19 protein-coding genes and 1 pseudogene are annotated in these 26,800 nt (G+C 71.6%); 11 read left to right on the top strand and 9 right to left on the bottom strand.

Annotation, left to right across the window (positions count from 1 at the left end; genetic code table 11):
• Positions 1-69: 69 nt before the first annotated feature.
• From ACIQD6_RS16575 to ACIQD6_RS16560, 4 genes and pseudogenes are all read right to left on the bottom strand, one after another.
• Positions 70-948, bottom strand: a complete 879-nt coding sequence (locus ACIQD6_RS16575) for a biotin-dependent carboxyltransferase family protein (RefSeq protein WP_401882973.1) — start codon at positions 946-948, stop codon at positions 70-72.
• Positions 945-1,616 (bottom strand): allophanate hydrolase subunit 1, encoded by a 672-nt coding sequence (locus ACIQD6_RS16570; RefSeq protein ID WP_401882971.1) that lies wholly within the window; start codon positions 1,614-1,616, stop codon positions 945-947. Before ACIQD6_RS16570 ends, ACIQD6_RS16575 begins: the two co-directional genes overlap by 4 nt.
• Positions 1,613-2,377, bottom strand: a complete 765-nt coding sequence (locus tag ACIQD6_RS16565; RefSeq protein WP_401882968.1) for a LamB/YcsF family protein — start codon at positions 2,375-2,377, stop codon at positions 1,613-1,615. Before ACIQD6_RS16565 ends, ACIQD6_RS16570 begins: the two co-directional genes overlap by 4 nt.
• Positions 2,374-2,691 (bottom strand): annotated as a pseudogene (locus ACIQD6_RS16560) (MFS transporter); the annotation flags it as partial. The gene ACIQD6_RS16565 and the pseudogene ACIQD6_RS16560, both read right to left, overlap by 4 nt.
• Before the next feature lie 215 nt (positions 2,692-2,906).
• Here ACIQD6_RS16560 and ACIQD6_RS16555 point away from each other — a divergent pair.
• From ACIQD6_RS16555 to ACIQD6_RS16540, 4 genes are all read left to right on the top strand, one after another.
• On the top strand, positions 2,907-3,635 hold the full coding sequence (locus ACIQD6_RS16555) for a GntR family transcriptional regulator (protein ID WP_401882966.1): 729 nt from the start codon (positions 2,907-2,909) through the stop codon (positions 3,633-3,635).
• 102 nt (positions 3,636-3,737) lie between these two features.
• Positions 3,738-5,282 carry a hypothetical protein gene (locus ACIQD6_RS16550; RefSeq protein WP_401882964.1) on the top strand — a complete coding sequence of 515 codons (1,545 nt, stop codon included), beginning with the start codon at positions 3,738-3,740 and terminating at the stop codon, positions 5,280-5,282.
• Between the two features lie 103 nt (positions 5,283-5,385).
• The gene (locus ACIQD6_RS16545) at positions 5,386-6,297 is read left to right on the top strand and encodes a hypothetical protein (protein ID WP_401882962.1); all 912 of its coding nucleotides are present in this window, start codon (positions 5,386-5,388) and stop codon (positions 6,295-6,297) included.
• A 238-nt stretch (positions 6,298-6,535) separates the two neighbouring features.
• On the top strand, positions 6,536-11,284 hold the full coding sequence (locus ACIQD6_RS16540) for a hypothetical protein (RefSeq protein WP_401882959.1): 4,749 nt from the start codon (positions 6,536-6,538) through the stop codon (positions 11,282-11,284).
• A 247-nt stretch (positions 11,285-11,531) separates the two neighbouring features.
• Here ACIQD6_RS16540 and ACIQD6_RS16535 read toward each other — a convergent pair whose 3' ends face one another.
• Positions 11,532-11,996, bottom strand: a complete 465-nt coding sequence (locus ACIQD6_RS16535; RefSeq protein WP_401882957.1) for a hypothetical protein — start codon at positions 11,994-11,996, stop codon at positions 11,532-11,534.
• A gap of 425 nt (positions 11,997-12,421) precedes the next feature.
• On the opposite strand from ACIQD6_RS16535, the gene ACIQD6_RS16530 reads away from it, so the two are divergent.
• Genes ACIQD6_RS16530 through ACIQD6_RS16515 form a run of 4 tightly spaced genes read left to right on the top strand, consistent with a single transcriptional unit; the run spans position 12,422 to position 16,814 of the window.
• The gene (locus ACIQD6_RS16530) at positions 12,422-15,376 is read left to right on the top strand and encodes a nitrate- and nitrite sensing domain-containing protein (RefSeq protein WP_401882954.1); all 2,955 of its coding nucleotides are present in this window, start codon (positions 12,422-12,424) and stop codon (positions 15,374-15,376) included.
• Entirely contained in the window at positions 15,373-15,816 is a 444-nt protein-coding gene (locus ACIQD6_RS16525; protein ID WP_401882951.1) for a roadblock/LC7 domain-containing protein, read from the top strand. The genes ACIQD6_RS16530 and ACIQD6_RS16525 overlap by 4 nt, the downstream gene beginning before the upstream one ends.
• A gap of 10 nt (positions 15,817-15,826) precedes the next feature.
• Positions 15,827-16,222 carry a DUF742 domain-containing protein gene (locus ACIQD6_RS16520; RefSeq protein ID WP_401882949.1) on the top strand — a complete coding sequence of 132 codons (396 nt, stop codon included), beginning with the start codon at positions 15,827-15,829 and terminating at the stop codon, positions 16,220-16,222.
• Positions 16,203-16,814 carry a GTP-binding protein gene (locus tag ACIQD6_RS16515; protein ID WP_401882946.1) on the top strand — a complete coding sequence of 204 codons (612 nt, stop codon included), beginning with the start codon at positions 16,203-16,205 and terminating at the stop codon, positions 16,812-16,814. Before ACIQD6_RS16520 ends, ACIQD6_RS16515 begins: the two co-directional genes overlap by 20 nt.
• 100 nt (positions 16,815-16,914) lie before the next feature.
• Here the strand turns inward: ACIQD6_RS16515 and ACIQD6_RS16510 are convergent, their stop codons facing one another.
• Complete coding sequence (locus ACIQD6_RS16510; RefSeq protein ID WP_401882943.1) at positions 16,915-17,721, bottom strand: M15 family metallopeptidase; 807 nt, start codon at positions 17,719-17,721, stop codon at positions 16,915-16,917.
• Between the two features lie 61 nt (positions 17,722-17,782).
• Between ACIQD6_RS16510 and ACIQD6_RS16505 the strand changes: the two genes are divergently transcribed.
• Positions 17,783-18,316, top strand: a complete 534-nt coding sequence (locus tag ACIQD6_RS16505) for an NUDIX domain-containing protein (RefSeq protein WP_401882940.1) — start codon at positions 17,783-17,785, stop codon at positions 18,314-18,316.
• Between the two features lie 102 nt (positions 18,317-18,418).
• On the opposite strand, the gene ACIQD6_RS16500 is transcribed toward ACIQD6_RS16505, so the two are convergent.
• Complete coding sequence (locus tag ACIQD6_RS16500) at positions 18,419-20,794, bottom strand: TIM-barrel domain-containing protein (protein WP_401882938.1); 2,376 nt, start codon at positions 20,792-20,794, stop codon at positions 18,419-18,421.
• A 278-nt stretch (positions 20,795-21,072) separates the two neighbouring features.
• On the opposite strand from ACIQD6_RS16500, the gene ACIQD6_RS16495 reads away from it, so the two are divergent.
• Positions 21,073-23,052: an acetoacetate--CoA ligase gene (locus ACIQD6_RS16495; RefSeq protein ID WP_401882935.1), complete on the top strand. Its 1,980-nt coding sequence runs from the start codon at positions 21,073-21,075 to the stop codon at positions 23,050-23,052.
• Positions 23,053-23,158: 106 nt separating this feature from the next.
• Positions 23,159-24,055, top strand: coding sequence for a hypothetical protein (locus ACIQD6_RS16490; protein ID WP_401882932.1), 897 nt, complete (start codon positions 23,159-23,161; stop codon positions 24,053-24,055).
• Positions 24,056-24,163: 108 nt separating this feature from the next.
• Here ACIQD6_RS16490 and ptsP read toward each other — a convergent pair whose 3' ends face one another.
• Entirely contained in the window at positions 24,164-25,834 is a 1,671-nt protein-coding gene (gene ptsP, locus ACIQD6_RS16485) for a phosphoenolpyruvate--protein phosphotransferase (protein ID WP_401882929.1), read from the bottom strand.
• Positions 25,835-25,927: 93 nt separating this feature from the next.
• Positions 25,928-26,377 (bottom strand): PTS glucose transporter subunit IIA, encoded by a 450-nt coding sequence (locus ACIQD6_RS16480; protein WP_401882926.1) that lies wholly within the window; start codon positions 26,375-26,377, stop codon positions 25,928-25,930.
• Positions 26,378-26,800: the final 423 nt, after the last annotated feature.

Raw genomic sequence — 26,800 nt, 5'->3', positions numbered from 1 at the left:
GGTCAACTTGCCCGGCAGTGGGTGCTCCGAGCGCATGGTTTCGGCCGCGCTTTACGGGGGGGGCGAGGCCTACGGCGGGGTCCGACGCCCTACCCGTACGAAACGCACCGGTGTCCCGGGCGTTGCCTGGGCCGCCGCCGGGAGGTCCTCCTCCCGGACGACCGCGATCACCGGATAGCCGCCGGTCGTCGGATGGTCGGCGAGGAAGACCACCGGGCGGCCGTCCGGCGGCACCTGCACGGCCCCCGTCACCATGCCCTCGCTGGGCAGTTCGTCCGGTACGGCGCGCTCCAGGGCAGGCCCCTCCGTACGCAGCCCTATGCGATTGCTCGCCGACGACACCCGGTAGGCGCGGGTGGTCAGCGTGCGCAGCGCCGCGGGGGTGAACCAGCCGTCGCGCGGCCCGAGCCGTATGCGCAGCACCAGTTCGGCCGGCGGGGCCCCCGACGGCACCCCGTCGACCGCCGCGGCCCGGCCCGTCGCGGGGCCCAGCGGCAGCACCGTTCCGTCGCGCAGCGGCCCCGGGCCGAGGCCGGACAGCAGATCCGTGGACCGGCTGCCCAGCACCGGCTCCACCGTGATCCCGCCGCCGAACGCCACATAACCGCGGACCCCCGCGACCGCCGCCCCGACCTCCAGCAACGCGCCCGCCGGGACCCGTACCGGAGAGCCCCAGGCAGCCGGGCGGCCGTCGACGGTGACCGGGCACGGCGCACCCGTGACCGCCACGGTGACCGCGCAACGCGGCCGTACCGCACACCCGTTGAGCGTCGTCTCCAGAGCCGCCGCACCCTCCGCGTTGCCGACCAGCCGGTTGGCCAGCCGCAGCGCGGGCGGATCGAGCGCCCCGGAGCGCGGCACGCCCAGATGGGCGTGTCCGCACCGGCCCAGATCCTGCACCGTGGTCAGCGCCCCGGCCCTGATGACCGCGAAGGCCCGGTCCGTCATCGGCTCGTCGCCTTCGCCGCTGCTTCCGCTGCTTCCGTCGCTTCCGTCGCTTCTGACGTTTCCGCCGTGAACCGCACGCGCGTCCCCGGCGCGAGCAGCGCGGCGGGCTCGCGCGCCGGGTCCCACAGGACCGCGTCCGTCGTCCCGATCAGCTGCCATCCACCGGGGGAGGAGCGCGGATAGACCCCGGTGTAGGGGCCCGCGAGGGCGACGGCGCCGGCCGGGACGGCGGTACGTGGCGTGGGCCTGCGGGGTACGTCGTAGGCCTCGGGCAGCCCGGTGAGATAGCCGAAGCCGGGTGCGAAACCGCAGAAGGCGACCCGGAATTCGGCCGCCGAGTGGATCCGTGCCACCTCCTCGGCCGGCACCCCCCACAGCGCCGCGACCTCCGCCAGATCGGGACCGTCGTAACGGACCGGCAGCTCGACGGTGTCCGGCACGCGCGCGTGCGGCTCGGGAGTGTCCCAGCCGCCGAGCCGCGCGGCGAAGCCGGCCGGATCGTCCAGACCGTCGAGCAGTACGGTGCGGGCCGCGGGCACGATCTCCCGTACGGGCGGCAGGGTGCCGGCGGCCCGGCGGCGCAGCAGCTCCGCGTGGAACGCCGCCGTCCGCTCCCCGTCGGCCAGTTCGACGAGCAGCGCCCGGTCCCCGACAGGCAGCGTTCTCATACGAAGGCCTCCACCCGTACTCCCGAGGCTTCCAGCTGACTGCGGACCCGGCGGGCCAGACCCACGGCGCCCGGGGTGTCCCCGTGCAGGCAGAGCGAACGGGCGCGGACACCGACGGACTGCCCGCACTGGGAGGTCACCACGCCGAACCGGGCCATGGAGACGGACCGTTCCACGACGACCCCGGGGTCCGTGATCACGGCCCCTTCCCGCCCGCGCGGCACCAGCGTGGCCTCCGGGGTGTACGCCCGGTCGGCGAACGCCTCGGTGACGACGGGCAGTCCGGCCTTCTCCGCCATGTCGTGGAGGCGCGAGCCCGGCAGCCCGAGCAGGGGCAGCCGCTCGCCGGTCAGCATGACCCCGTCGACCACGGCCTCGGCCTGCTCCGCGTCATGGACAACTCTGTTGTAGAGAGCGCCGTGCGGCTTGACGTACGAGACCCGGGAGCCGGCCGCCTTCGCGAACACCTCCAACGCGCCGATCTGGTAGGCGACCTCGGCGGCCAGTTCGTCCGACGGCACATCCATCGCGCGCCGGCCGAAGCCCGCCAGATCGCGGTACGAGACCTGGGCACCGATGCGCACCCCGCGCTCGGCGGCCCGCGCGCAGACCCGCCGCATCGTGGCCGCGTCCCCGGCGTGGAAGCCGCAGGCCACATTGGCGCTGGTGACGACGGAGAGCAGCTGCTCGTCCTCGGTCAGCCGCCAGCGGCCGAAGCCCTCGCCGAGGTCGGCGTTGAGGTCGATGGACGCCCAGGTCATGGAGTCACCTTCCGATCGGATCGGATCAGTTCACGGTCGCGCGTCCCGGGGAGTCCGATCGGCGCGAGACCGCGAGTACCGCGAGACCGTAGCCGACGGCCCCGAATACCAGCACGCCCCGACTGTCGGCCAGGAAGCCGACGAGGGCGGGAAAGAACGCGCCGACGGCCCGCCCGGTGTTGTACGTGAAGCCCTGCCCCTGTTCCACGTACGGCTGTCGGATACAACTCACTCAGGGACGAACCGAAACCGCCGAAAATGGCCGGCATGCAGAAGCCGAGCGCCAATTCCAGAACCAACCGAACGGTTTCAGCCGGGAGTTCGTCCTTGCCCAGCCGCGCTTGGGGCGTGCTCATCTGCTACCTCGCGGGAGGGGGAGCGCACGGGATCGCGAGCTGAGCCCAACGTAGAGGATCGTTCAACAATCCGACAAGAGGTATGTTGTTTCGTTCTGGCTTCTACGATGGGTCCCGCAGGCCGGGGGAGTCGCGTCGGCGGCGGGGCAGGGCGGACAAGGGGAGAGGGCGCTGTGGCGACGAGCGGGGCCGGACTCGGTGAACTGACGGACGACCGCCCCCTGCTGGGCCGTACGAGCACGGCGGAACGGGTCGCCGACATACTGCGGACACGGATCGCGGAGGGCTACTTCCAGCCGGGGGAACGGCTCTCCGAGGACGCCATCGGCAGGGCGCTCGGTGTCTCGCGCAACACGCTGCGCGAGGCGTTCCGGCTGCTCACGCACGAGCGGCTGCTCGTCCACGAACTCAACCGCGGCGTCTTCGTCAGGGTGCTCGCGGTCGAGGACGTCGAGGACATCTACCGCACACGCCGGCTGATCGAATGCGCGGTCGTGCGCGGGCTCGACGGACCGCCTTTCAAGATCGAAGGCCTGGAGCGGGCGGTTTCCACGGGCGAGAGGGCGGCGAAGGAACGGCTCTGGAAGGGCGTCTCGACGGCGAACATCCACTTCCACCGCGAACTCGTCGCGCTGGCGGGCAGCGTACGCACCGACGAACTGATGCGCGGGGTACTGGCCGAACTGCGCCTCGCCTTCCACATCGTGGACGATCCACGTCGACTCCACGAGCCGTATCTCGTACGCAACCGGCAGCTCCTCGAATCGCTCAGATCGGGGGACCGGGACGGGACGGAACGCATGCTCGCCAAGTATCTGGACGACTCGCGCCGACAGCTCGTGGAGGTGTACGCGAGCCTGGTCGCGGAGGACGGCGAGCGGCACACGGACGGCCCGGACTGAGGCCGTTCCCGGGGCCACTTCCCGCGTCGGAGGCGACGGCGTTTCCCCGGGCGCTCTGCGCCGTTTCGACCGTTGTCAGTGCGAGGACATAATCTGTGCAGCGTGACTTCGCCTGCCTCGACGGACTTCGTTCCGCCCCAGCTCAGCGCGGGGCCGCGGCCCGCACTGGGCCCGGCCGCCGACGAAGGGCTCGCGCGGCGGCTGCGCGCGCTCGCCTGCACAGCGCCGCTGCACGATCTGGACACCCGTAAGGCCAATCTCGCGGGGGAGTACTCCGTCTACTCGATGGCCGAGGTAGCGCTCTCCGCCATCGATCTGGTCACACTCAACATGGACTTCGACACCGGCGCCGACCACGAGCAGATCGTGGCCCGGCTGCTGCCACGCGTCGCCGCCCAGGCCCCCGGGCGCCCGGTCACGGAACACGAGCGCGTGGCCCGCTGGGTGCTGGAGAACCTGATCAACGTGGGCAGCGTGGACCGCGGATTCCGCGCGGTGTACGGCACCTTCGGCACCGACGGCGTCTACACCCGCAGGGATTACGACTTCAAGCTCATCGAAGAGGTGCCGGGGCACGGCGGCAGCGTCTATCTCCGTACCACCGACGAAGCGGTCAACGTGCTGGTCGGGGCGCTCGACACCGACGTCACCAGCGCGCAGATCGCCGCCGAGGTCAAGCTGGAGGTGCTGATCAGCCGGGGCAGGCTCGCCGACGCCCAGCTCGCCGCCGAGCAGGCCCGGTACCGGACCGTGCAGTACGCGGAAACGCTCCGCAGGACGCTGGAGGCGACCCGGCGCAATGTGCGCGCGGTCGACTGGCTCAACTCCGTACCGGACATGATCGACGAGGCGCTCGACCACGTCGCCGACCGGTACCGCCACGAGAACGCGATCCTGACCAACATCCGCAAGGCACGCGACGAAATGGAGACCGGCACCGACCCCAGGGCGGCCGAACACAAACGGCGCGCCGCCGAACTGGTCGACATCGTCAAGGACTGCATCCGCCGGCACACCCAACTCCAGTCCCGGTTGCTGGAAGCGGGCCCGCTGTTCCGCGCGGAACAGGACCGCCAGGCCTTCGCCCGGCCCACCGTGCACACGGGACTCGACCTGTACGGACAGCTGGTCGCCCCGCTGCTGCCGCTGCCCGTCGAGCAGGCGACGCGCGTGACGGACGCGTTCTTCACCCGCGGCACCGGCCTGCGCACACCCACCTCCGTCCGCGTCGGCGACCTGATCGACCTGCTGCTGACGCCACCGGTCGAACGTGAACATCTGGGCGCGGAAATGCCCGAACCGGACCTGATCGCGACCCCGGACGACAGCCGCTTCAGCGAAGAACAGCTGGCGAGCGCGAAAGAACTGCTCGACCTGGAACACGACGCCCCGCGCCGCCTCTCCGGCCTCCTGGCGGAGGCCCGCGACCGCGACCCGGAACTGCCGTACCTGGTCGCCCTCCTGGCCATCCACGCGGCCAGCCCTCCAGTAGGCACGGCCTACCGCCAGGGCGAGGAACGACTCCTGTTCGCCGTCGATGACGGCACCCCGCTGGACGACCCGGAGTTCGGCGGCGCGGACCTCATCGTCGGCACGGCACTCCTGGACGCGGCGGGCATGACGGCAGACCGCAAGGAGGCGGCATGAAGGGGGCGCGGGCGGCGAGAGACGACATCAGCCCCCACTCACCCCAATCCCCGCCTGGGGTGGCCGTACGGAACCGAGAGCCGACCCGCAAGGAGCCACACCCGTGAGTGACCACCACGCCGAGCACACCGCCGCGTGGCCCGAGACCGGCAGCGCGGACGCGGCCGAGACCACCGCCCCGGCGAGCACCGGCGGTGTCACCCCCGCCGACGCCGCCGACGCCGCCCGGCTCGTCTCCTTCGGGCTCCAGCCGAAGCTGCTCCCCGCGCGGGACACCGAGTACACCGAACTGCTCCGGCGCTACCGCGAGGACCCCGCCTTCGCGCGTATCGCCGACGCCGTCGCCACCGGCTTCGGCCTGATCGTCCTGGAGGTCTCCCCACGCGCCGGTATGGCCGTGACGGCGGACGAGGACTCGGTGTTCGCGGTCCGGATGGGCGACTACGCCCGTCGCGCCTCCCCCGACTCCGCCGACCGCTTCCTGCACGGACTGGCCCACCTGGCCGTCGCGGCCATGGCGTTCCCCCGGCCGGCGGACCTCGCGGACGACGGATACATCGGCCGGATCACCGTCAACGGCGTCGACGCGTTCGTACGGCAGGCTTGCCGGAGGCTGGAGGAGCGCGCCGAGGAGCAGGGCGACAACACCGATCCGTCGACCGACGCGCCCGGCCTCGAAGCCGCGTGGCGGATCTACGCTCGGCGCAGTGCCACCGGAGCGACGAAGGACGCCCGCAGGCTCGCCGGTTCGACCACCGGCATCGTCGGCAAGGCTGTTGTGTTCCTCACCGAATCGGGATTCCTCCAGCGCACCGGCGACGACGCCGGAGGGGCCTATCGCACCACCGCCCGCTATCAACTCCAGGTGCGCGACATGGCGGGCCACGCTGCCATGGCCGAGCTGCTGGAGCTGGGCGTCGTGCCGGTGAGCGACGGTTCGGCCACCCTGCTGCCCCCGCCGGACGGGGACGACCTGGAGCTGGCGGCCGACGCGGGCCTGCCTTTCCACGCCTGATCCCGACGCGGATCCCGAACCGGATCCGCAACCGACCGCGATCCCGAACCGCAACCGACCCGGATCCGCAACCGACCTCGATCCCGAACCGCAACCGACCCGGATCCGACAATCGACCCCGACCCGGATCCGAAATCGACCCTGAACCCCGACCAGACCCCGAACCCCTGACCAGACCCCCAACCCGACCGATCCCACCGGCCCCCACCGGTCCGCACCACAACGAGAGTCCGCCGCCATGTACGAGCTGTCCCGGGTCCGCCTCTACTCCATCGGCCCCGCCGGTGCGCGCTACGCCGACACCGTGCTCGACCTGCGCGGGGTCGGCGCACCCGTGCCCCACCCCGCGCCCACCCAGGCGGAGTTCTTCGAGGAGGAGCCGGTAGGCCCGCCGCGCCGCCCGGCCCCCGCCGGCGTGCTCTTCCTGGAGAACGGCGGCGGCAAGTCCGTCCTGCTCAAGCTGATCTTCTCGGTGATGCTGCCCGGACACCGCAATACGCTCGGCGGCGCCAGCTCAGGGGTGCTGCGCAAGTTCCTGCTCGCCGACGACTGTGGACATGTGGCCCTGGAGTGGCAGCACACGCTGACCGGCGAACTCGTCGTGGTCGGCAAGGCGAGCGAGTGGCGTGGCCGCCAGGTGTCCAACGACCCGAGGAAGTTCGCCGAGGCCTGGTACTCCTTCCGGCCGGGCCCCGGGCTCAGCCTCGACTCCCTGCCGGTCGCCGAGTCCACCGCCGTACGGGCGCCTGTCGAGGGGGCGTCGGGCGCGCGGGGCCGGCGCCGCACGATGAAGGGCTTCCGGGACGCCATCACCGAGGCGGGCAAGGTCTATCCGCATCTCGACATCCACTGGGAGGAGATCCACGACCGCTGGAACGAACATCTCGGCGACCTGGGTCTGGATCCCGAACTCTTCCGCTACCAGCGGGAGATGAACGCCGACGAGGGTGAGGCGGCCGGCCTCTTCGCGGTCAAGAAGGACTCCGACTTCACCGATCTCCTGCTGCGCGCCGTCACCGACACCCGGGACACGGACGGGCTGGCGGATCTCGTCGGAGGGTTCGGCAACAAGCTGGGCCGTCGCGCCGAACTCACCGCCGAGCGCGACTTCACGGCCGGTTCCGTCGAACTGCTCGGCCGGATCGTCGAAGCCGCCGACACCCGCTCCCGTGCGCGCGACGTCCACGCCGGCGCCGAGCGCCGGGCCCGTACCCTCGTACGCCGGCTCACGGCCCGCGCGGCCGGCGAGCGGGAGCGGGCCGCGGACCTCGCCCAGCAGGTCACCGCCGCCGCGCACACCGTGACCTCGGCCGAGCAGGCACGCGGCCACAGTTCGCTGATCGCGTCCGAACTCGCCTACCGGCACGCCTCTCTGGCCCTTTCCACGGCGGAGAAGCGCGCCGCCGCCCAGCGCCGTGAGCTGATCGAAGCCCGTACGCTGCACTCCGCATGGCAGGCCGCCGAAGCCGTTCTGCGGCACCGCGCGGCCGCCGACCGCTCCGCGCGGGTGGCTGTCGCGATCCGGGAGGCCGAGCGGGACGCCGCGCCCGCTCTGGCCGCGCGGGCCACCGCCGCCGCCGACCTCGTACGGGCGCTGCACGCCGCCGCGGAGGACGGGGAGCGCGTGGCGAACGAGGAGGAGGAGCGTTCCGCCGTCCTTCAGGAGACCGGCGAGGCCGCCCACCGCGACGCGACGTCCGCCGCCACCGAGGCCCAGCGGGCCCGCAGTGAGGCCGGGCATCTGCGCCAGCGCCTGGCCGAGGTCGAGCAGGAGACGGCCGAGGCGGTACGGGCCGGCTGGCTCGACGACACCGCGCCCGACGCGGACCCGGCCCGTGCCGCGCTCGCCGCGAGCGACGCGGAGAAGTCAGCCGTCGCGGGCTGGGACACGGCACGCGAGGCGGCGAGTACGGCAGCCGAGCGGGCCAGGGAGACGGCTTCGGCGGAGTCACGCGTCGAACTCGCCGCCGCGCGCGCCGCCGACGCGGCGCAGGCCGCCGAGCACGCGTACGACGCGGAGCGCCGCGCCGCCGAGTCGATCGCCGGGGACGAGCGGCTCGCCGAACTGCTGAGCCTGCCCGCCGCGGCGGCCGCTCTGGCCGTGGTCCCGGCACCCCGCGACGGCTCGGGCGAGAACGCGGGCGACGCCGGGCATGCGAACGGGCCGGGCGACCGGCGCCCGGCCCAGTGGGCGGCGGCGGGGCCGCTGAGCCCCGAGGAGCTCGACCGGTGCGCCGACGAACTGCGCGAGCTGCTCGACCAGGGCATCTCCTCCGCGGAACGGCAGCTGTTCGACCTGCGTACCGCCGCGGCCGACGACTCCCGCATCCTCGGCGCGCTCGGCGACGGCGGACTGCTGCCGCCGGGCCCCGACGTCCTGGCCACCGTCGAGTACCTCGGCGAGCACGGCATCCCCGCCCTCCCCGGCTGGCGCTATCTGGCGCAGGCCGTCGACCCCGCGGACCACGCCGCTGTGCTGGCCGCCCGGCCCGAGCTGGTCGACGGCGTCGTGATCACCGACTCCGCCTCGCACGCCCGCGCCCGCGAAGTCCTCGCAGGCGCCGCCCTGCTGCCGCGCTCCACCGTCGCGGTGGGCACGTCCGCCGCGTTGCTGGCGCCAGTCCCGAGGTCCGGCGAGGGCGGCGCGGACGACAGCGGTGTGTTCCTCGTACCGCCGAACCCGGCCATGCACGACGAACACGCCGCCGACGAGGAGCGGCAGGCGCTGCGTACGCGCGCGGCTGCCCGCGACGAAGAGATCCGGGTGCTCGCGGCGCGGCTCGCCGGGGACCGTTCGCTCGCCGCCCGGCTCGGCTCCTGGCGGGCCGACTGCCCGCCCGGCATGCTCATGGAACTGGCCGCGGCGGCCACGACGGCCAGGGAGAGCGCCGAGGCGGCCGAGGCGACGCTCACCGAGGCCCGTACGGCGCGGGCCGAGGCGGACGAGGCCGCCGCCGACACCGCCCGCGTCCGCGACGAACGGCAGGAAGCGGCCCAGCGCGCCCGCCGGGTCGCCGACGCCCTGGCCGGTCTCGCGTTCCGGCTCCGCGAGCGGTCCGGCTGGCAGGCCAAACTCCGCGAACTGGCCGACGACGCTGCCGAGTCCGAGGCACGGGCGACCGCTTGCCTGGAGCGGGCACGCGCCGCCGACGAGGACCGCAGGGCCGCCCAGCGCGCCGGAGACGACGCCCGCCGCACCGCCCGCGCCCTGCGTGCCGAGCGCGCCGAGATCGCCGGTGCGCCGGAGAACATCCCGGAGCCGGCCCCGGACGCTCCGCGCGCCGCGCTGCCCGCACTGCGCGAGGCCTACCGCGCCGCCTCCCAGCTGTACGAGAAGGTGGGCGTCGGCGCCGACCTGCGGGCCGAGCAGGCCCGCGCGGAGAGCGACGAGAGCGCGGCCCTCGCAGAGCTGGACCGGCTCACCAACAAGGTCCGCACGCGCGCCGCTCAGCTTCTCGAATCGACGGACGGCGCCGACGGCCCGTCCCGGCAGGCGGCGGCGGCCCGCGCCGAGTCGCTCGTCCAGATGCTGGAGTCACGCGCCTCGGCCGCCAGCGAGCAGCTCGGCCGGTACCGGGGCGAGGCCGAGCGACTGGCCCCCGAGGACGGCGGCGCGCACACCGAACTCCCCGAGGAACTGGTTCCCGCCGACGCGGAGCAGGCGCAGACCCTGCTCCGTACCGCCACCACCGAACTGGCCGTCCGGACCGACGCGTTGGAGACCGCGCGGGGCGCGCACGGCGAGCTGCTCCACGCGCACCGCGCCTCCGAGGACGCGGCGGGCGGTTTCGACGAGACGGCCGCACTCCTGCGCGACCTGTTGCGCGGCGCCGTCGTGGAGGACGGCGGGGGCGACGAGGCACCGCAGGACCCGGAGCCGTACCCGGGCACGCTGGAAGAGGCGCGGCAGTCCGCGGCCGAGGCCCGCCGGTCGCTGCGCGCCTGTTCGTCCGACCTGTCCGCGGCGGAAGCCGCCGTACGGGAAGCCGGCGACGTTCTCGTACGGCACGCCAACTCCACCCGCTACGAGCAGGTGCGCACCCCCGCCCGCCAGCAGATCCGCGAACTGCCCGCGTCCGCGCTGCCCGAGCACGCGGCGTCGTGGGCGCAGGCCTTCGCGCCGCGACTGCGGGTGCTGACGGACGAGTTGGCGCAGCTGGAGCGCAACCGCGACTCCATCGTCGACCGGCTGCGCGGGCTGGTGGAATCCGCGCTGACGACGCTCCGTTCGGCGCAGCGGCTCTCCCGGCTGCCCGAGGGACTGGGTGAGTGGTCCGGGCAGGAGTTCCTGCGGATCCGCTTCGAGGATCCGGACCGGTCGACGCTCACCGAGCGGCTCGGCGAGGTCATCGACGAGGCGACCCGCGCGGCCCTGAAGAAGAATTCCGATCTCCGCCGGGACGGCATGACCCTGCTGCTGCGCGGGGTCGAGGCGGCGCTCCGGCCCAGGGGCATCGCCGTCGAGATCCTCAAGCCCGACGCCGTGCTGCGCGCGGAGCGGGTCCCGGTCGGGCAGATGGGCGATGTCTTCTCCGGCGGCCAGCTGCTCACCGCCGCGATCGCGCTCTACTGCACCATGGCGGCCCTGCGCAGCAACGACCGAGGACGTGACAAGCATCGTCACGCGGGCACGCTCTTCCTCGACAACCCGATCGGCCGGGCCAACGCCACCTACTTGCTGGAGCTCCAGCGCGCGGTGTCCGACGCCCTGGGTGTGCAACTCCTGTACACCACCGGCCTCTTCGACACGACCGCGCTCGCCGAATTCCCGCTGGTCATCCGGTTGCGCAATGACGCCGACCTGCGTGCCGGACTGAAGTACATCAGCGTCGAGGAGCATCTGCGCCCTGGCCTGCCCCAGCAGGACCCGGACGGCGAGACCGTGCACGGCGAGATCACCGCGACGCGGATGTTCAAACGGACCCCGGAGCCCGTCGCACCGGAGCCCGTCGGAGCAGACGGAGCGGCAGGGAGCGGCACGGAGTAGCAGGCAGCGGTACGAGGGGCGGGAAGCAGCGGTACGCGCGGCGGAAGCAGCGGAACGGGAGCAGGAGGCGGCGGTACGGGCGGCCTACCGCCCTTGGAGCGCCGGAAGATGCGGCTGCCGGAGGACGCGGCCGTCGGCGCCCATCGCCTGTCGTATCCCGTGGCCAAGTGGGGGACCGCGCCTGCCGTATGCCCGGGGAGGGATGGGCCCGCGCAAGGTGAGCCCGCGGCCAGGCGTGCCCCGGGCGTCAGGCCCCGCTGAGCCTGCCCGACCCCTGAGTCTCCTTCAACGCCTGGTCACGGCCCCGTATTCGCACCCCGTCGCGCTCCTCGTTCCTCGCCGCACGCCGGGCCCTGCGCCGCTCGCGCCGCAACTGCCGCGCCGTGCTGCTGGGCATGGACACCACCCCATACCGTTGGTTCCACACCTGGCGCGTCACCCATACGTCCAGCACTCCCCAGGTCGCCACGACCGTGGAGGCCACACTGCTCAGCACCATGGGAAAGGCGAGCCAGGAGCCCGCGAGCGTACTCAGAAACGCGACCATCGCCTGAATCAGCGTCACAGCCGTGATGATCACGGCCCGAACCGCCGCCGTCCTGACCGGATCCGGCATGCGCAAGCGCGTCGCCGGCTCTTCGACCCAGAGACTCCGCGAGACCCCCGTGAACCCGTCCGCCGAGGCCGTGCCACGGCGCTCAACCGTCTCCATGGACTCTCACTCCCCACCCACCGTCCGACATAAGGACAACTGCCCGGCTTCGCGTGCGTCACTCCGGCCATGGAACCGAACGTGATGCGCGAATCACCCGCAGTGCCCCCAACGTGTCCCTACATGTCTCTCATCGCCGTACACAAGGACGAATGGCCGCACGGGAAGATTCCCGACGTGATCGACAATCGAATGATTCCAGCCATCTGACGTGAACGGTCACACGTCGTCCTTCCTGGTCCCGAACGTCTCGACGGCAGTAGCCATCTCGTCGAATACCAGGACAACTCGTGAACAAGGTGTCAGGGTACGGCTGAAAAACATCCGGACGTGTCTTCGAGTTGCCGGTGTGACAGTAGTAGGCTCGCGCCGTTTGCTGACGAAGTATCTCCCGCACAAGGCTGGGGATCGAGCTGGGGGAGGCCATGCGCTTTCGCGGGAAATCCATCCGCCGGAAGATCGTGGCGCTGCTGCTCGTGCCGCTCGTCGCACTCACCGGTCTGTGGGCGTTCGTCACCATGATCACCGGTGGTGAGGCCGACCAACTCGTCGATGTCAGACATGTGATCAACCAGGTCGGCCACCCTGTCGAGAAGACGATCCGGGTCCTCCAGAGCGAGCGCCGTCAGTCGCTCATCTACCTGTCCGACCCCCGGGCCTCGGACGCGCTGGCCGAACTCCGCAGCCGCCGCGCCGACACTGACGACGTTGTCGCGGAGGTCAAGAAGAACGCCAACGCCGACGTACGTGACCGCATGGACTCCATTACGTCCGAGCGCTACGAATCGCTCATCGAGGCCCTGAACGGCATGGACTTGATGCGCCGCTCCGTGGAGGAGAGCACGGTCACCCGTGAGAAGGCGCTGAACTTCTACAACCAGGTCGTCAACCCCAGCCACACCTTCCTGGCATCCCTGTACGGGCACGAGGACGTGGACGGGGACAACTGGGGCCGTGCGCTGGTCGGACTGGACCGCGCCAAGGAGATGCTCTCCCGCGAGGACGCGCTGGTCTCCTCCGCGCTGGCCGCCCGCAGATTCACCGCGGAGGACATCCGCGCCATCTCCGACCTGGTCGCCAACCGCACCATGCTCTACGAGACCAACCTGTCCGACCTGCCGCTCACGGACCGCGTCACCCTCGAACAGTACTGGCGCACCCCGGCCACGCTCGCGCTGCGCGAAACCGAGGACAGCCTCATCGCGGCCGGCTCCACGGAAAAGCCGCAGTTCGGCACCAAGGTCTGGCAGCAGGCGACCGCTCCGGTCCTGGCGGACCTGACCCGCGAGAGCGCCGAGGCCGACGCGCTGTACCGGGACCATGTGGACCCCGTCCGCCGTGACGTGTTCATCCGGCTCGCCATCGCGGCCGCGGTCGGCTTCACCGCCCTCCTCGTCTCCGTGATCATCTCCGTACGCGTCGGCCGCGAGCTGATCCGTGACCTGTCACGGCTCCGCAAGGAGGCCCACGAGGTCTCCGGCGTACGCCTGCCCAGCGTCATGCGGCGGCTGGCCGCCGGCGAGCAGGTCGACGTGGAGACCGAGGCGCCGCGGCTCGACTACGAGCGGGACGAGGTCGGCCAGGTCGGCCAGGCGCTCAACACGCTTCAGCGCGCGGCCGTCGAAGCGGCCGTGCAACAGGCGGACCTGAGGCGCGGCGTCTCCGACGTGTTCGTCAACCTCGCCCGCCGCAACCAGGTCCTGCTCCACCGTCAGCTCACGCTCCTGGACACCATGGAGCGTCGTACGGAGGACACCGAGGAACTCGCGGACCTCTTCCGTCTCGACCACCTCACCACCCGTATGCGACGGCACGCCGAAGGCCTGGTGATCCTCTCCGGAGCCGCGCCCTCCCGGCAGTGGCGCAAGCCGGTCCAGCTGATGGACGTGGTGCGTGCCGCCGTCGCCGAGGTCGAGGACTACGAGCGCATCGAGGTCCGCAGGCTGCCGCGCATCGGAGTCGGCGGTCCCGCCGTCGCCGACCTCACCCACCTCATCGCCGAACTCCTGGAGAACGCCACGGTGTTCTCGCCTCCGCACACCGGCGTACAGGTGCACGGCGAGCGGGTCGCCAACGGCTTCACCCTGGAGATCCACGACCGCGGCCTCGGTATGGCTCCCGATGTGCTGCTCGACGCGAATCTGCGGCTCGCGGAGACTCCCGAGTTCGAGCTGTCCGACACGGACCGGCTCGGCCTGTTCGTGGTCAGCCGGCTCGCCCAGCGGCAGAACGTCCGCGTCTCGCTCCAGACGTCCCCGTACGGCGGGACGACCGCGATCGTCTTCCTGCCCGTCGCGCTGCTCACGGACGCCCCCGAGACCGAGGGCACCGGCTTCCGCCTCGACCGGAAGAGCGCGGTGGAGCGACAGCGCGGCCGTGTCGAGAGCGGTGGAGGGCGGCGCACCGCACTGGCACAGGTCCCCACCGGACTGGGCAGCGGCCCGTCCGTTCTCGACGGACCGGTCGAGCTCGAAGCTCCGGTCGGCTCTCTCGGAGGGGAGGGCGGGCCGGCACTCGCGGGAGGTGACGGTATCGCCGGTCTCGAGGACTCGGAGAGCGAACGCGGGGGACTGTTCCGCGCCCGTGAACATCTCCGGGACTCCAGCCGTGACAGCCGTGAGGCCAGTCTTGACGGCCGTGACGCACTGGAACCGCGAGACCCGCGGGACTCAAGAGACTCGCAGGACTCAAGAGACGCGCGGGACACACAAGATGTACGTGATCTGAGGGACGTACGGGACGACTTCCGTGACCGGCGCGACGGCCGTGCCGTCCCGGAGGTGCGTGCTCTCCACGACCAGCACCACCAGGGACCGGACGCCGGCGACGAGCGCTCCGGTGACGGTGACCCTGTCAGGCTGCCCCGCCGTAAGCCCCCGACCCTGGTCGCGGACCGCGGCCGCCGGGTGGACGAGCCGAGCGGTTCCCACGCGTCGTCCGGCGGCCCCGGGCGCTCCTGGTCCGGCGAGCAGGCCCGGACATCGAGTCAGTCGTCGGCCCAGACACCCGGCCGGATACCAGGTCAGCCAGGCCGGACGCCGCATCCGGCACCGGATCGGACACCGAGCCGAACACAGGACCAGATACCGGGGCGGGCACCGTCCGCCCCCTCCGACGAGGCTCCGCCGCTGCTCGACGGGCTGCCCCGCCGGGTCCGGCAGGCCAGCCTCGCCCCTCAGTTGAGGGACGCGGCTCCGGAGCCCGCCGGTGCCCCGGCGCCCGCCGCGAACCACGACACCGAGCGGGACGCGGAGGAAGTACGCGATCGCATGGCCTCGCTCCAACGCGGCTGGCAGCGGGGTCGTCGGCAGAACGAGGCCGAGGACACCGCGGGCCCGGGCGAGAATCAAGGAACCACATCGGAGGGGGACGGTCGATGACCGCACCGAATGCCGCAGCACGCACGTTGACCGATCCCAATGCCGCGGGAGAGCTCAACTGGCTGCTCGACGAACTTGTCGAGCGGGTCGCCAGCATCCGTAAGGCGGTGGTTCTCTCCGGAGACGGTCTCGCCACCGGCACCTCCAAGGACCTCACGCGTGAGGACGGCGAGCACCTCGCTGCCGTCGCGTCCGGGTTCCACAGCCTCGCCAAGGGCGTGGGCCGGCATTTCGAGGCGGGCAAAGTCCGGCAGACCGTCGTGGAGTTGGACGACGCCTTCCTCTTCGTCACGGCGGCCGGCGACGGCAGTTGCCTGGCCGTCCTCTCCGACGCGGACTCCGACGTCGGTCAGGTCGCCTACGAGATGACGCTCATGGTCAAGCGGGTCGGTGTCCATCTCGGCACGGCCCCACGGACCGGCCTGTCCGCCAGAGGGTGAGCAGGCTGAGATGAGTGACCCAGATCAGGGCCGGCAGCACTGGTTCGACGGCGAAGCCGGACCGGTGGTACGTCCGTACGCGATGACGCGCGGCCGCACCAGCAGCGCGGCACGCCACCGGCTCGACCTGATCGCGCTCGTCGTCTGCGAACCCGAGGCCGATGACCCGGACCGGGACCAGACGCTCTCCCCCGAGCATGTGGAGATCGTCGATCGCTGCTATACGAGTCCCCAGTCGATCGCCGAGCTCTCCTCGGGCCTCGACCTCCCCGTCGGGGTGGTCAGGGTGCTCGTGGGTGACCTCGTGGACGACGAAATCGTGCGTGTAACCCGTCCCGTTCCGCCGGCCGAACTGCCGGACGTGAACATTCTCCGCGAGGTGATCAATGGTCTTCGGGCGCTCTAGCCGCAGGCCGCGTCCGGTCGATCCGGTAACGCTGAAGATTCTGGTCGCCGGTGGCTTCGGGGTGGGCAAGACCACCCTGGTGGGCGCGGTCAGTGAGATCAAACCGCTCCGTACCGAAGAGGTGCTCAGCGAGGCCGGCCGGCCCCTCGACGATGTCGAGGGAGTCGAGGGAAAGACGACCACCACGGTCGCCATGGACTTCGGCCGGATCACCCTCCGCGAGGACCTGGTGCTGTACGTCTTCGGCACTCCGGGGCAGGACCGCTTCTGGTTCCTCTGGGACGAACTGGCCCAGGGAGCCCTGGGCGCGGTCGTGCTGGCCGACACCCGGCGCCTCGCCGACTCCTTCGCCGCCGTCGACTACTTCGAGCGGCGTGGAATCCCGTTCACGGTCGCCGTCAACTGCTTCGAAGGAGCGAACCGGTTCCCGGCCGAGACCGTACGCACGGCGCTCGACCTCGACCCCGAGGTCCCGCTGGTGATGTGCGACGCGCGCGAGCGTGAATCCGTCAAGGAAGTGCTGGTGGCGGTCGTCGAGCACGCGATGACCCGCGCGGCACGGTCGCGCGAGCACGCGGTGAACGGAACGTAAGGCGCCTCCGGGACGTAAGGGACCTCGCCGGCCCCGGTCGGCGAGGATCCGCCTCGTCGTCCCCGGCCGGCGAGGCGTCGTCCCCGCAGCCCTGCCGCGGTCAGTGCCGTGCGCCCCGGGGCCAGGCCACCGGGAAGTCGAAGTAGCTGTCCGGGAAAGTCTCCGGCTTGTACGTGAAGTGCCACCATTCCTCGGGCAGGTTGGTGAATCCCACCGCGGCCAGCGTCCTCTTCAGGAGCTGCCGGTTCGCGCGCTGCTCGCCCTGAACACGCGGATCGTCCGTGTGCGCGAGCGTGTCGAAACAGTCGAAGCCGGTACCCATGTCGACGGAGTTGTCGGGGAACCGCTCCGCCTTCGGGCCGTAGCAGGGAGCGAGCCGTTCACCCGGTACGTACGGCCGTGTCGGCAAGGCCGGCAGCTTCACCACGGTCAGATCCACTGTGCTGCCCCTGCTGTGGCCGGACTTCTCGGCGATGTAACCGTCCGCGAACAGCCGTGACTTGTCGACGCGCGGATAGAACTCCGCCTTCATCCGCTCGTCCTGGAGATCCTCCGCCCACCGCACGAAGTGATCGACGGCCCGCTGCGGGCGGTAACAGTCGTACACCTTGAGGGAGTAGCCCTGCCGCAGCAGCTTCGCCTGCGCCGCGCGCAGCGCCTCGGCGGTGGGGCGGGTGACGATGCAGACCGGCTGCCGGTAGCCGGTCACCGCCACACCCATGAAGTTGTGCGGCGTGACGTAGCGCATCTCCTGGATGATCGTCGGCGCGACCGCGCGCAGCGCCACGAATTCCCTGGGCGGCGTCGGCTCGGGCCGGGCCTGAGCAGCGGGCGCGGTGGTGCTGACGGCGAGCAGCGCGGCGGCCGAAGCGGCCAGGACACGGAGCACGGTCCGGAGTCTTGTCATGGGCACTTTCATCTATCAGCTCCGGGGGCCGAAGGGAAGAGCGATCGGATACAGTCCGCGCGTGTCCAGGAAGAAGCCCGTACCCCACTCACACTGCGGCAGTTGCGGCACGCCGTATCCCGAGGCGGCCGGCTGGCCCCGTACGTGCACGGCCTGCGGCGCCACCGCCTACCGCAACCCACTGCCCGTCGCCGTCGCCCTGCTGCCGGTGACGGACCACGAGGGCAGCGCGCTGGTCGTCATCACCCGCACCATCGCACCGCAGTACGGAGGCATCGCCCTGCCCGGCGGTTTCGTCGACCACACCGAGGACTGGCGGCACGCCGTCGTACGGGAGCTCCGGGAGGAGACGGGCATCAGGGCGGCGCCCGAGGACGTACGGCCGGCCGACGTGCTCAGCTCGCCGGACGGCCACCTGCTGCTCTTCGGGCTGCTGCCGGAACGCCCGGCCGCCGACCTGCCGCCCTCGGTCCCCACGGACGAGACGGAGGGCTGGCACCTGCTGCGCGCCCCGGCGGAACTGGCGTTCCCGCTGCACACGGAGGCCGTACGGTCCTGGTTCGCCGGCCGCTACGACACCCGGGACGGCGGCTGACGGGCACGGCGCGCGTCTCCGGCCCTGGGAGGGCTGGGGCACGGCCCACGCGCCCAGCCCCGGGCGAGCGCCCGACAACGCCCGGCACACACCGCCGCTGCCTCAGCCCTGCCTCACAGCGCCCCGTACCCGTACCGGCCACTCCGGCTCCGACGGCCCCTCGCCCGCCACCCGCTCCACCCGGACCTCACCGTCCACCAGCCGCGTGACGTACCGCTCCACTTCCGCCGGCCCCCAGCCGTCGCCCGGGTCGCGGACCACCAGGCCGCCGCCCGTCTGTCCGGCCCTGGGCGCCCACACCTCCAGTTCGGTGTGCCCGCCCTCGCCCCGTACGGGCAACACCGCGCCCGCCCGCGCCAGCACCGGGATCCGGGACCACGGCGCGTCCAGCAGCACCTGCCCGGGACCCTCGTACGCCTCCTCCGTGGCCGTGTCGTACCACCGTCCGCGCGGCAGGCGCACCGCCCGCCGGTCCGTGCCGGGCTCCAGCACCGGCGCGACCAGCAGCGCGTCCCCGAGCAGGAACGCGTCCTCGCAGTCACGCAGCGCCCGGTCCTCCGTGGCTCCCCACCACGTCGGCCGGACATACGGCGCCCCCGTGAGTCGTGCCAACTGAGCCAGTGTCACGAAGTACGGCCGCAGCCGCTCCCGCCCGACGAGCGCGGCCCGCGCGTGTTCGAGCACATCGGGCCCGAACTCCCACGGCTCCCTGCGGCCCGCGTCGATCGCCGCGTGCGTACGGAACAGCGGCAGATACGCCCCCAGCTGGAACCAGCGCAGATACAGCTCGGGCGACGGACTCCCGTCGAAACCACCCACGTCGGGGCCCGAGTACGGCACCCCGCACAGGCCCATCCCCAGCACCAGCGAGAGCGACGCCCGCAGCCCCGGCCAGCCGGTCGCCACATCACCGGACCAGGTGCCGCCGTACCTCTGCATCCCCGCCCAGCCGGAACGTGAGAAAAGGAAAGGACGCGTGTCCGGCCGCAGCCGCCGCAACCCCTCGAAACCGGCCCGCGCCATGGCCAGCGCGTACACATTGTGGGCCTCACGGTGGTCTCCGCCCCTGCCCTCCAACTGATGCCGTGCCGAGCGCGGCAGGGTCGTGTCACCGAACGGCGCGAACGACACCGGCTCGTTCATGTCGTGCCACACCCCGGCGAAGCCCTGCGCCAGCCGCTCCTCGTACAGCCCGCCCCACCAGTCACGCACCGCCGGATCCGTGAAGTCCGGATACACGCACTCGCCCGGCCAGACCACACCCCGTGCCTCGCGCCCTCGCGAGTCCCGTACGAACGCGCCGCCGCCGGCCGTGCCCGCCGCGCGACCGCTCTCGTACACCGCGTTCCCGCGCTCCGCCTTCACCGCCGGATCGACGATCGAAACCAGCCGCACACCGTCCGCGCGCAACTCCTTGGCGAGCCCCGGCAGATCCGGGAAGCGCTCCTGGTCGACCGTGAAAACCTGATGCGCGTCGTAATGATCGATGTCGAGATGGATCGCGGACAGCGGCAGATTCCGCTCCCGGTAACCGGCGGCGATCCGCCGCACCTCCCGCTCACTGCCGAAACCCCAGCGCGCGTGCTGCGGCCCGAGCGCCCACGACGGCGGCGGCACCGGCGCCCCGCTCAGCGCGGTCCAGCCGTGCAGCACCCGCGCGGGCGTACCGGTCATCACCCAGCAGCGAAGCGGCCCGCCGTCCATCCGCAGCTCGCTGGTGCCGGGCCGGTCATGCCCCGAGCCCGCGCCCTCCTCGCCCTCCCGGAGTGTGACCCGGCCGTCCCAGGAACTGTCGTGGAACGCCAGATGCGTGCCCGCGTCGGCCACCACCACCTGCACCGGCATGGTCACATACAGCGGATCGTCGTCCGGCCCGAAACGACCGCCCGGATCGGTGTTCCACAGCCGGTACGTGCCGTCCCGCAGCCGGGGCCCCGAAGCCCGCCCGCCCAGACCGAAGAACCGCGCGTCCGCAGGCACCTCGGACCGCTGCACCCAGCGCGCGGGACCACCCGCGACCGGCTCCCACCAGCGCGGCGGCAACTCCCGGCGCAGCACGACTCCGCCCGGCGTCCGGACCTCCACACCGCCGTGGCGTGAAACCGCCACCGTCACCCGCTCCGACACCACCCGCCAGCCGCCGTCCTTGTCGGGTTCGAGACAGGCCCGCGGGTCCCGCTCCGGAGGTCCGTCGGCGATCGCGTACGACGGGAGGGGCTCCGCGCCGTCCCAGCCCCAGAAGACGGCGCCGCCCACCATCACGTACACATGCAGCTCCGCGCGCGCGAACCGTACGGTGCCGCCTCCCGGCAGCGGTTCGGCACCGCTGACCTGGCCGGGCACCCGGGCCCGCTCCGGGCCACGCGCCGCCAGCGCTCTGGCATCCGTACGCCGTTGGCGCCAGGCGGACCGCACCGCGCGGAGCCCCTGTACCGAGCCGACCTCTTTCACCGAGCGCACCAGTTCACGACCGTTCATGCTGCTCAGCCTGCCATCCGGCCGGACCGTTGTGGGCTCTGTTCAACTCCCGTTCACCCGTGGCGAGAGCACATCTCGGCCAGGCCGGCCGTGAGGGACGAAGCCTGGTGCCACGGACGATCACATGGCATCGTCCGTGACAGCCGCGTCACGCGCCCACCCGCGCGCGTGTACGCGACCGACGCACACCACGAGCCCACGCGCCACACCACGAGCCGACGCACCACACCACGCGTCGACTCACCACACCAGCGCCGAGTCAGCCCGGGAGCCGCTCCATGACCGCAGCAGCAGCAAGCCCCGCACCCCTCTGGCAGCCGACTGCCGACCGGATCGCCGCCGCCCGTGTCACCCGCTTCCAGACCTGGGCGGCCGAGCGGTACGGAGCCCCGGCCGAGGGCGGCTACGCCGCGCTGCACCGCTGGTCCGTCGATGAACCGGAGACCTTCTGGACCGCTGTCGCCGACTGGTTCGACGTCCGGTTCTCCACCTCGTACGAACGAGTCCTGGGCGATCGCACCATGCCCGGAGCCCAGTGGTTCCCCGGCGCCACCCTCAACTACGCGGAACACGCCCTGCGCACCGCCGAGGACCCGGCTCGCGCCCACGAACCGGCCCTCCTCCACGTCGACGAGACGCATGAACCGGCCCCGGTCAGCTGGTCCGAGCTGCGCCGCCAGGTCGCCGCGCTCGCCACGGAGCTGCGCGCCCTCGGCGTACGCCCCGGAGACCGCGTCAGCGGCTACCTCCCCAACATCCCGCAGGCCGTCACCGCACTGCTCGCCACCGCGGCCGTCGGCGGCATCTGGACCTCGTGCGCCCCCGACTTCGGCGCCCGCAGCGTCCTGGACCGTTTCCAGCAGGTCGAACCCGTCGTACTGTTCACCGTCGACGGCTACCGCTACGGCGGCAAGGAACACGACCGTACCGAAACCGTCGCCGAACTCCGCCGCGAACTCCCCACGCTCCGGGCCGTCGTCCATGTCCCGCTCCTGGGCACCCCGGCCCCCGAAGGCGCCCTCGACTGGGCGGACCTCACCGCCGGCGACGCCGTGCCCGTCTTCGAACAGGTCCCGTTCGACCACCCCCTGTGGGTCCTGTACTCCTCCGGCACCACCGGCCTGCCCAAGGCGATCGTCCAGTCCCAGGGCGGCATCCTCCTGGAGCACTACAAACAGATCGGCCTGCACTGCGACCTCGGCCCCGAGGACCGGTTCTTCTGGTACACCTCCACCGGCTGGATGATGTGGAACTTCCTCGTCTCCGGCCTGCTCACCGGCACCACGATCGTGCTGTACGACGGCAGCCCCGGCTTCCCCGGCATCGACGCCCAGTGGGCCGTCGCCGAACGGACCCGCACCACACTCTTCGGCACCTCCGCCGCGTACGTCATGGCCTGCCGCAAGGCCGGCGCGCACCCCGGCCGCGACCACGACCTCTCCGCCGTGAAATGCGTCGCCACCACCGGCTCACCGCTCCCGCCGGGCGGCTTCCGCTGGCTCCACGACGAAGTGGCCGATGACCTCTGGATCGCCTCCGTCAGCGGTGGCACCGACGTGTGCAGCTGCTTCGCCGGAGCCGTACCCACACTCCCCGTCCACGCCGGAGAGCTCCAGGCGGCCTGCCTGGGCACGGACCTCCAGGCCTGGGACCCCCAGGGCAAGCCCGTCATCGACGAGGTCGGCGAACTCGTCGTCACCAACCCCATGCCGTCCATGCCGATCCGCTTCTGGAACGACCCCGACGGCAGCCGCTACCGCGACAGTTACTTCGAGATGTTCCCCGGCGTCTGGCGCCACGGCGACTGGATCACCATCACCGGCCGCGGCTCGGTCGTCATCCACGGACGCTCCGACTCCACCCTGAACCGCCAGGGCGTCCGCATGGGATCCGCCGACATCTACGAAGCCGTCGAACGCCTTCCCGAGATCCGCGAATCCCTGGTCATCGGCCTGGAGGAACCGGACGGCGGCTACTGGATGCCCCTCTTCGTCCACCTCGCGGAGGGCGCCGTCCTCGACGACGCCCTGCGCTCGCGCGTCAAGCGGACGATCCGGGAGCAGCTCTCCCCACGCCATGTCCCGGACGAGATCATCGAAGTCCCCGGCGTCCCCCACACCCTGACCGGCAAGCGCATCGAAGTCCCGGTCAAGCGCCTGTTCCAGGGCACGGCGCCGGACAAGGCCGTCAACGCGGGTTCCGTCGACAACCTCGACGTGCTCCGCTTCTACGAGAACCTCGCCCGCGAGCGCCACTGACCGCCCGAGCACCTGACCGCCTGACTGCCGCCGCTTCGGGGACCCGCGTTGTCAGACCCTCCGATTACTGTGAGTGAGCAATGATCGACAGTGCTCAGGGGGAGTCATGGCGCACACCGACCGGACCAAGCAGACCACGCGGCGCAGACTGCGTCGCGAAGTCCCCAGCACCGTCGGCCTGTTGGCCGACGAGCGGGACTTCACCGCGATGCGGCGCTACCGCACCTTCACCTTCGACGACCACACGGCCTATCTGCGGCAGATCGACGCCCTGCTGAAAACCCTGGCCTCCCAGGGCGTCCCCACCACCGTTGCCCTCTTCGACCCCGAGGAGTTCGCGGAGTACTGCGAAGACACCGGGACCGACCCCGACACCGCCGCCAGCCGCGGCCGCTTCACCGCCCGGATCCCCGGGAGCGGGGCCGCCGTCGCCTACACCGGCCAGCCCATCGACGACCTTGTCCCGCAGCTCATCAGCACCGCGGTCCGCAAGGCCACCTGGGAGTACGCGACGACGCGGCTCGCGGATCTCGGCGAGTGCGCGGACTGCGGACAGGACATCGGACGCGCTGCCTTCGACCAGGCCTCCCGCATCCTGCTGCGGCTGATCGAAGAGGCCGGCTCCGGCATCCACCACCTCGTCTGCAGCATCCCCGTGGCCGACGAACAACTCCTCGCCGTCCTCCACACCGACCGCCCCGACGGGGAGGAGCCCGCCCAGCTCGGCTCCTCCGAAGGGGCCGAATTCGTCAGCGTACTGGCCGTCGGTATCGCCCTGGAGAGTCCCGGGGGAGTAGTTCTCCGTACGACCAGGCCCGACGCCCCCGACCGGCTGCACGGCTGGCGGCTGCGCCGGGGCAGCCTCGTCCCGCTCACCGTGGCCGAGGTCTTCAGCGCCTATTGCACCGACGCGGACACCGGAGAGCCGCTCTCCCCGGAGTCGGGCGTCGAATACTGCGCCGGCTTCGATCTCGGACCGGACGACACCGGCCCCCACCACTGACCCGTCACCACGGCAGAGGGGCTTCCCGCCACGGCACGGCGGGAAGCCCCTCAAGAACCCGCGTCAGAAACGGATTCCGGTCGTCTCAGCTCACTCGGTCGTCCAGGCTCACTCGCCGGACAGCACAGCCTGCGCGGCCTTCCTGGCCTCGTCGGCACTGTCCGCGGCCCGAGCGGCCGAGGCGGCCCGCTCACACTGCGCCAGTGTGTGCTTCGCCAGAGCCGACCTCACATACGGAATGGAGGCCGCGCCCATCGACAACGACGTCACACCGAGCCCGGTGAGCACACACGCGAGCAGCGGATCGGAGGCGGCCTCACCGCACACCCCACAGCTCTTGCCCTCGGCCTTGGCACCCTCGGCCGACAGCGCCACCAGATCGAGCAGCGCGGGCTGCCACGGATCCTGGAGCCGCGACAGCGCACCCACCTGACGGTCGGCCGCGAACGTGTACTGCGCAAGGTCGTTGGTGCCCAGCGAAAGGAACTCGACCTCCTGGAGAATCGAGCGCGCCCGCAGCGCGGCGGACGGAATCTCCACCATCGCACCGAACTTCGCGTTCAGCCCCGCCTCCCGGCACGCGTCCGCGAACGCCCTCGCATCCGTACGGTCGGCCACCATCGGCGCCATGACCTCGAGATACACGGGCAGCCCCTCGGCGGCCTTCGACAGCGCGGTCAGCTGGGTGCGGAGCACATCCGGGTGGTCCAGCAGACTCCGCAGACCGCGCACACCGAGCGCCGGGTTCGGCTCGTCGGCCGGGGTGAGGAAGTCCAGCGGCTTGTCCGCGCCCGCGTCCAGCACCCGTACGACCACCCGGCCTTCGGGGAACGCTTCGAGCACCGCGCGGTACGCCTCGACCTGCTTCTCCTCCGACGGCGCCTGCTTGCTGTCGTCCAGGAACAGGAATTCGGTACGGAACAGTCCGACACCCTCGGCGCCCGCGTCCACGGCGGCCGGTACATCCGCGGGTCCGCCGATATTGGCGAGCAGCGGCACCTTGTGACCGTCGGAGGTCGCACCGGGGCCGCTGGAGGCGGAGAGCGCGGCCTTCCGCGCGGCCGCCGCCTGCTCAAGTCCCGCGCGCTTCTCGGTACTTGGCTCGACAAAGATCTCACCGGTGCTGCCGTCGACAGCGATCACGATGCCCTCGGCCAGCTCCCCGGCCCCCGGCAGCGCGACGACAGCCGGCACCCCGAGCGCACGCGCCAGAATCGCGCTGTGACTCGTCGGCCCGCCCTCCTCGGTCACGAATCCGAGCACCAGAGCCGGGTCGAGCAACGCTGTGTCCGCCGGGGCGAGATCACGGGCGATCAGTACATACGGCTCGTCGCTGTCCGGCACCCCCGGCATCGGAACGCCCAGCAGCCGGGCGACGATACGATTCCGCACGTCGTCCAGGTCCGCGACCCGCCCGGCCAGATACTCCCCGGCCCCGGCGAGCAGCGCGCGGTACGAGGCGAACGCGTCGTACACCCCACGCTCGGCCGTGCTCCCGACGGCGATCCGCCGGTCCACATCGGCCATCAGCTCGGGGTCCTGCGCCATCATCGCCTGAGCCTCGAGCACGGCCTGTGCCTCGCCGCCCGCCAGATTGCCGCGAGCGATGAGATCGGCCGACACCGCCTCGACGGCCTGCCGCGCACGTCCCTGCTCGCGCTCGGCGTCCTCCGGCTGAATCTGCTTGGCCGGCGGCTCCAGCACCGCGGTCCCCATGTGCCGGACCTCGCCGATCGCCACTCCGTGGCTGACCCCGACGCCTCGCAGAGTTGTCTCCATGTCACCCGTCCCCGGTTGTACGGCGACCTGGTCGCCGCGATGGATGTACGTACGAGCGCCCTGCGCCCGTCCCAGACAGTAGTCAGGCCGGCGTCACTGCCAGTCGAAGAGGGAGTCGCCGCTCTTCACATCGCCGTCCTCACGAAGGCCGGAGAGAGCGTCGGCCGTGGCCTCCAGCGCCACGACTGGGCAGATCGGCGACTTACCGGCCTCTTCGACGGCCACGGGGTTCCAGCGCACGACCGCCTGTCCGCGCGTGACCGTGTCGCCCTTGTTGACGAGCAGCTCGAAGCCCTCGCCGTTGAGCTGCACGGTGTCGATGCCCAGGTGTGTCAGTACGCCGTGTCCGGCGGCGTCCACAACGACGAAGGCGTGGGGGTGCAGAGAGACCACGACACCGTCGACCGGAGAGACGACCTCACCCGGCTCCCGCGCGGGATCGATGGCGGTGCCAGGACCCACCATCGAGCCGGCGAACACCGGGTCGGGAACAGCGGCAAGTCCGATGGCCCGTCCGGGCAGTGGGGCGGTCACGGTGGTCATGGGAGCCTCCCAGGGGGGCGGAATGAAGATCGGGCCGCCGTCACCGCCTGTGAGGGGACGACGAGCTGTTCAGAAGGGTAAGTCATAGGAAGTGACGGTTCCGCGTAAGAGCTGCCAGTTGGCGGGCGTAGGGCCGTGCCAAAGTGATTTGCCTGTGTCGGCCGGGGGGATGTACTGTCGTACTCCTGCCTGACCCCAACGCGACTTCAAGTCGGGGGTCGGCGGCACCTATCAAATCTTGATCCTTAACCCGGATTAGCTTTCGCATGTCTGCGAAACGGTGGTCAGGGAGAGCGAAAAAGCCTGATAGAGTTTGAAACACGAAATGCCGAAGGGAAGCGCCCGGAGGAAAGCCCGTGAGGGTGAGTACAAAGGAAGCGTCCGTTCCTTGAGAACTCAACAGCGTGCCAAAAGTCAACGCCA

Source organism: Streptomyces sp. NPDC088400 (assembly GCF_044753355.1).
Lineage (GTDB): Bacteria > Actinomycetota > Actinomycetes > Streptomycetales > Streptomycetaceae > Streptomyces.
This window is presented reverse-complemented; position numbering and strand designations above follow the sequence as displayed.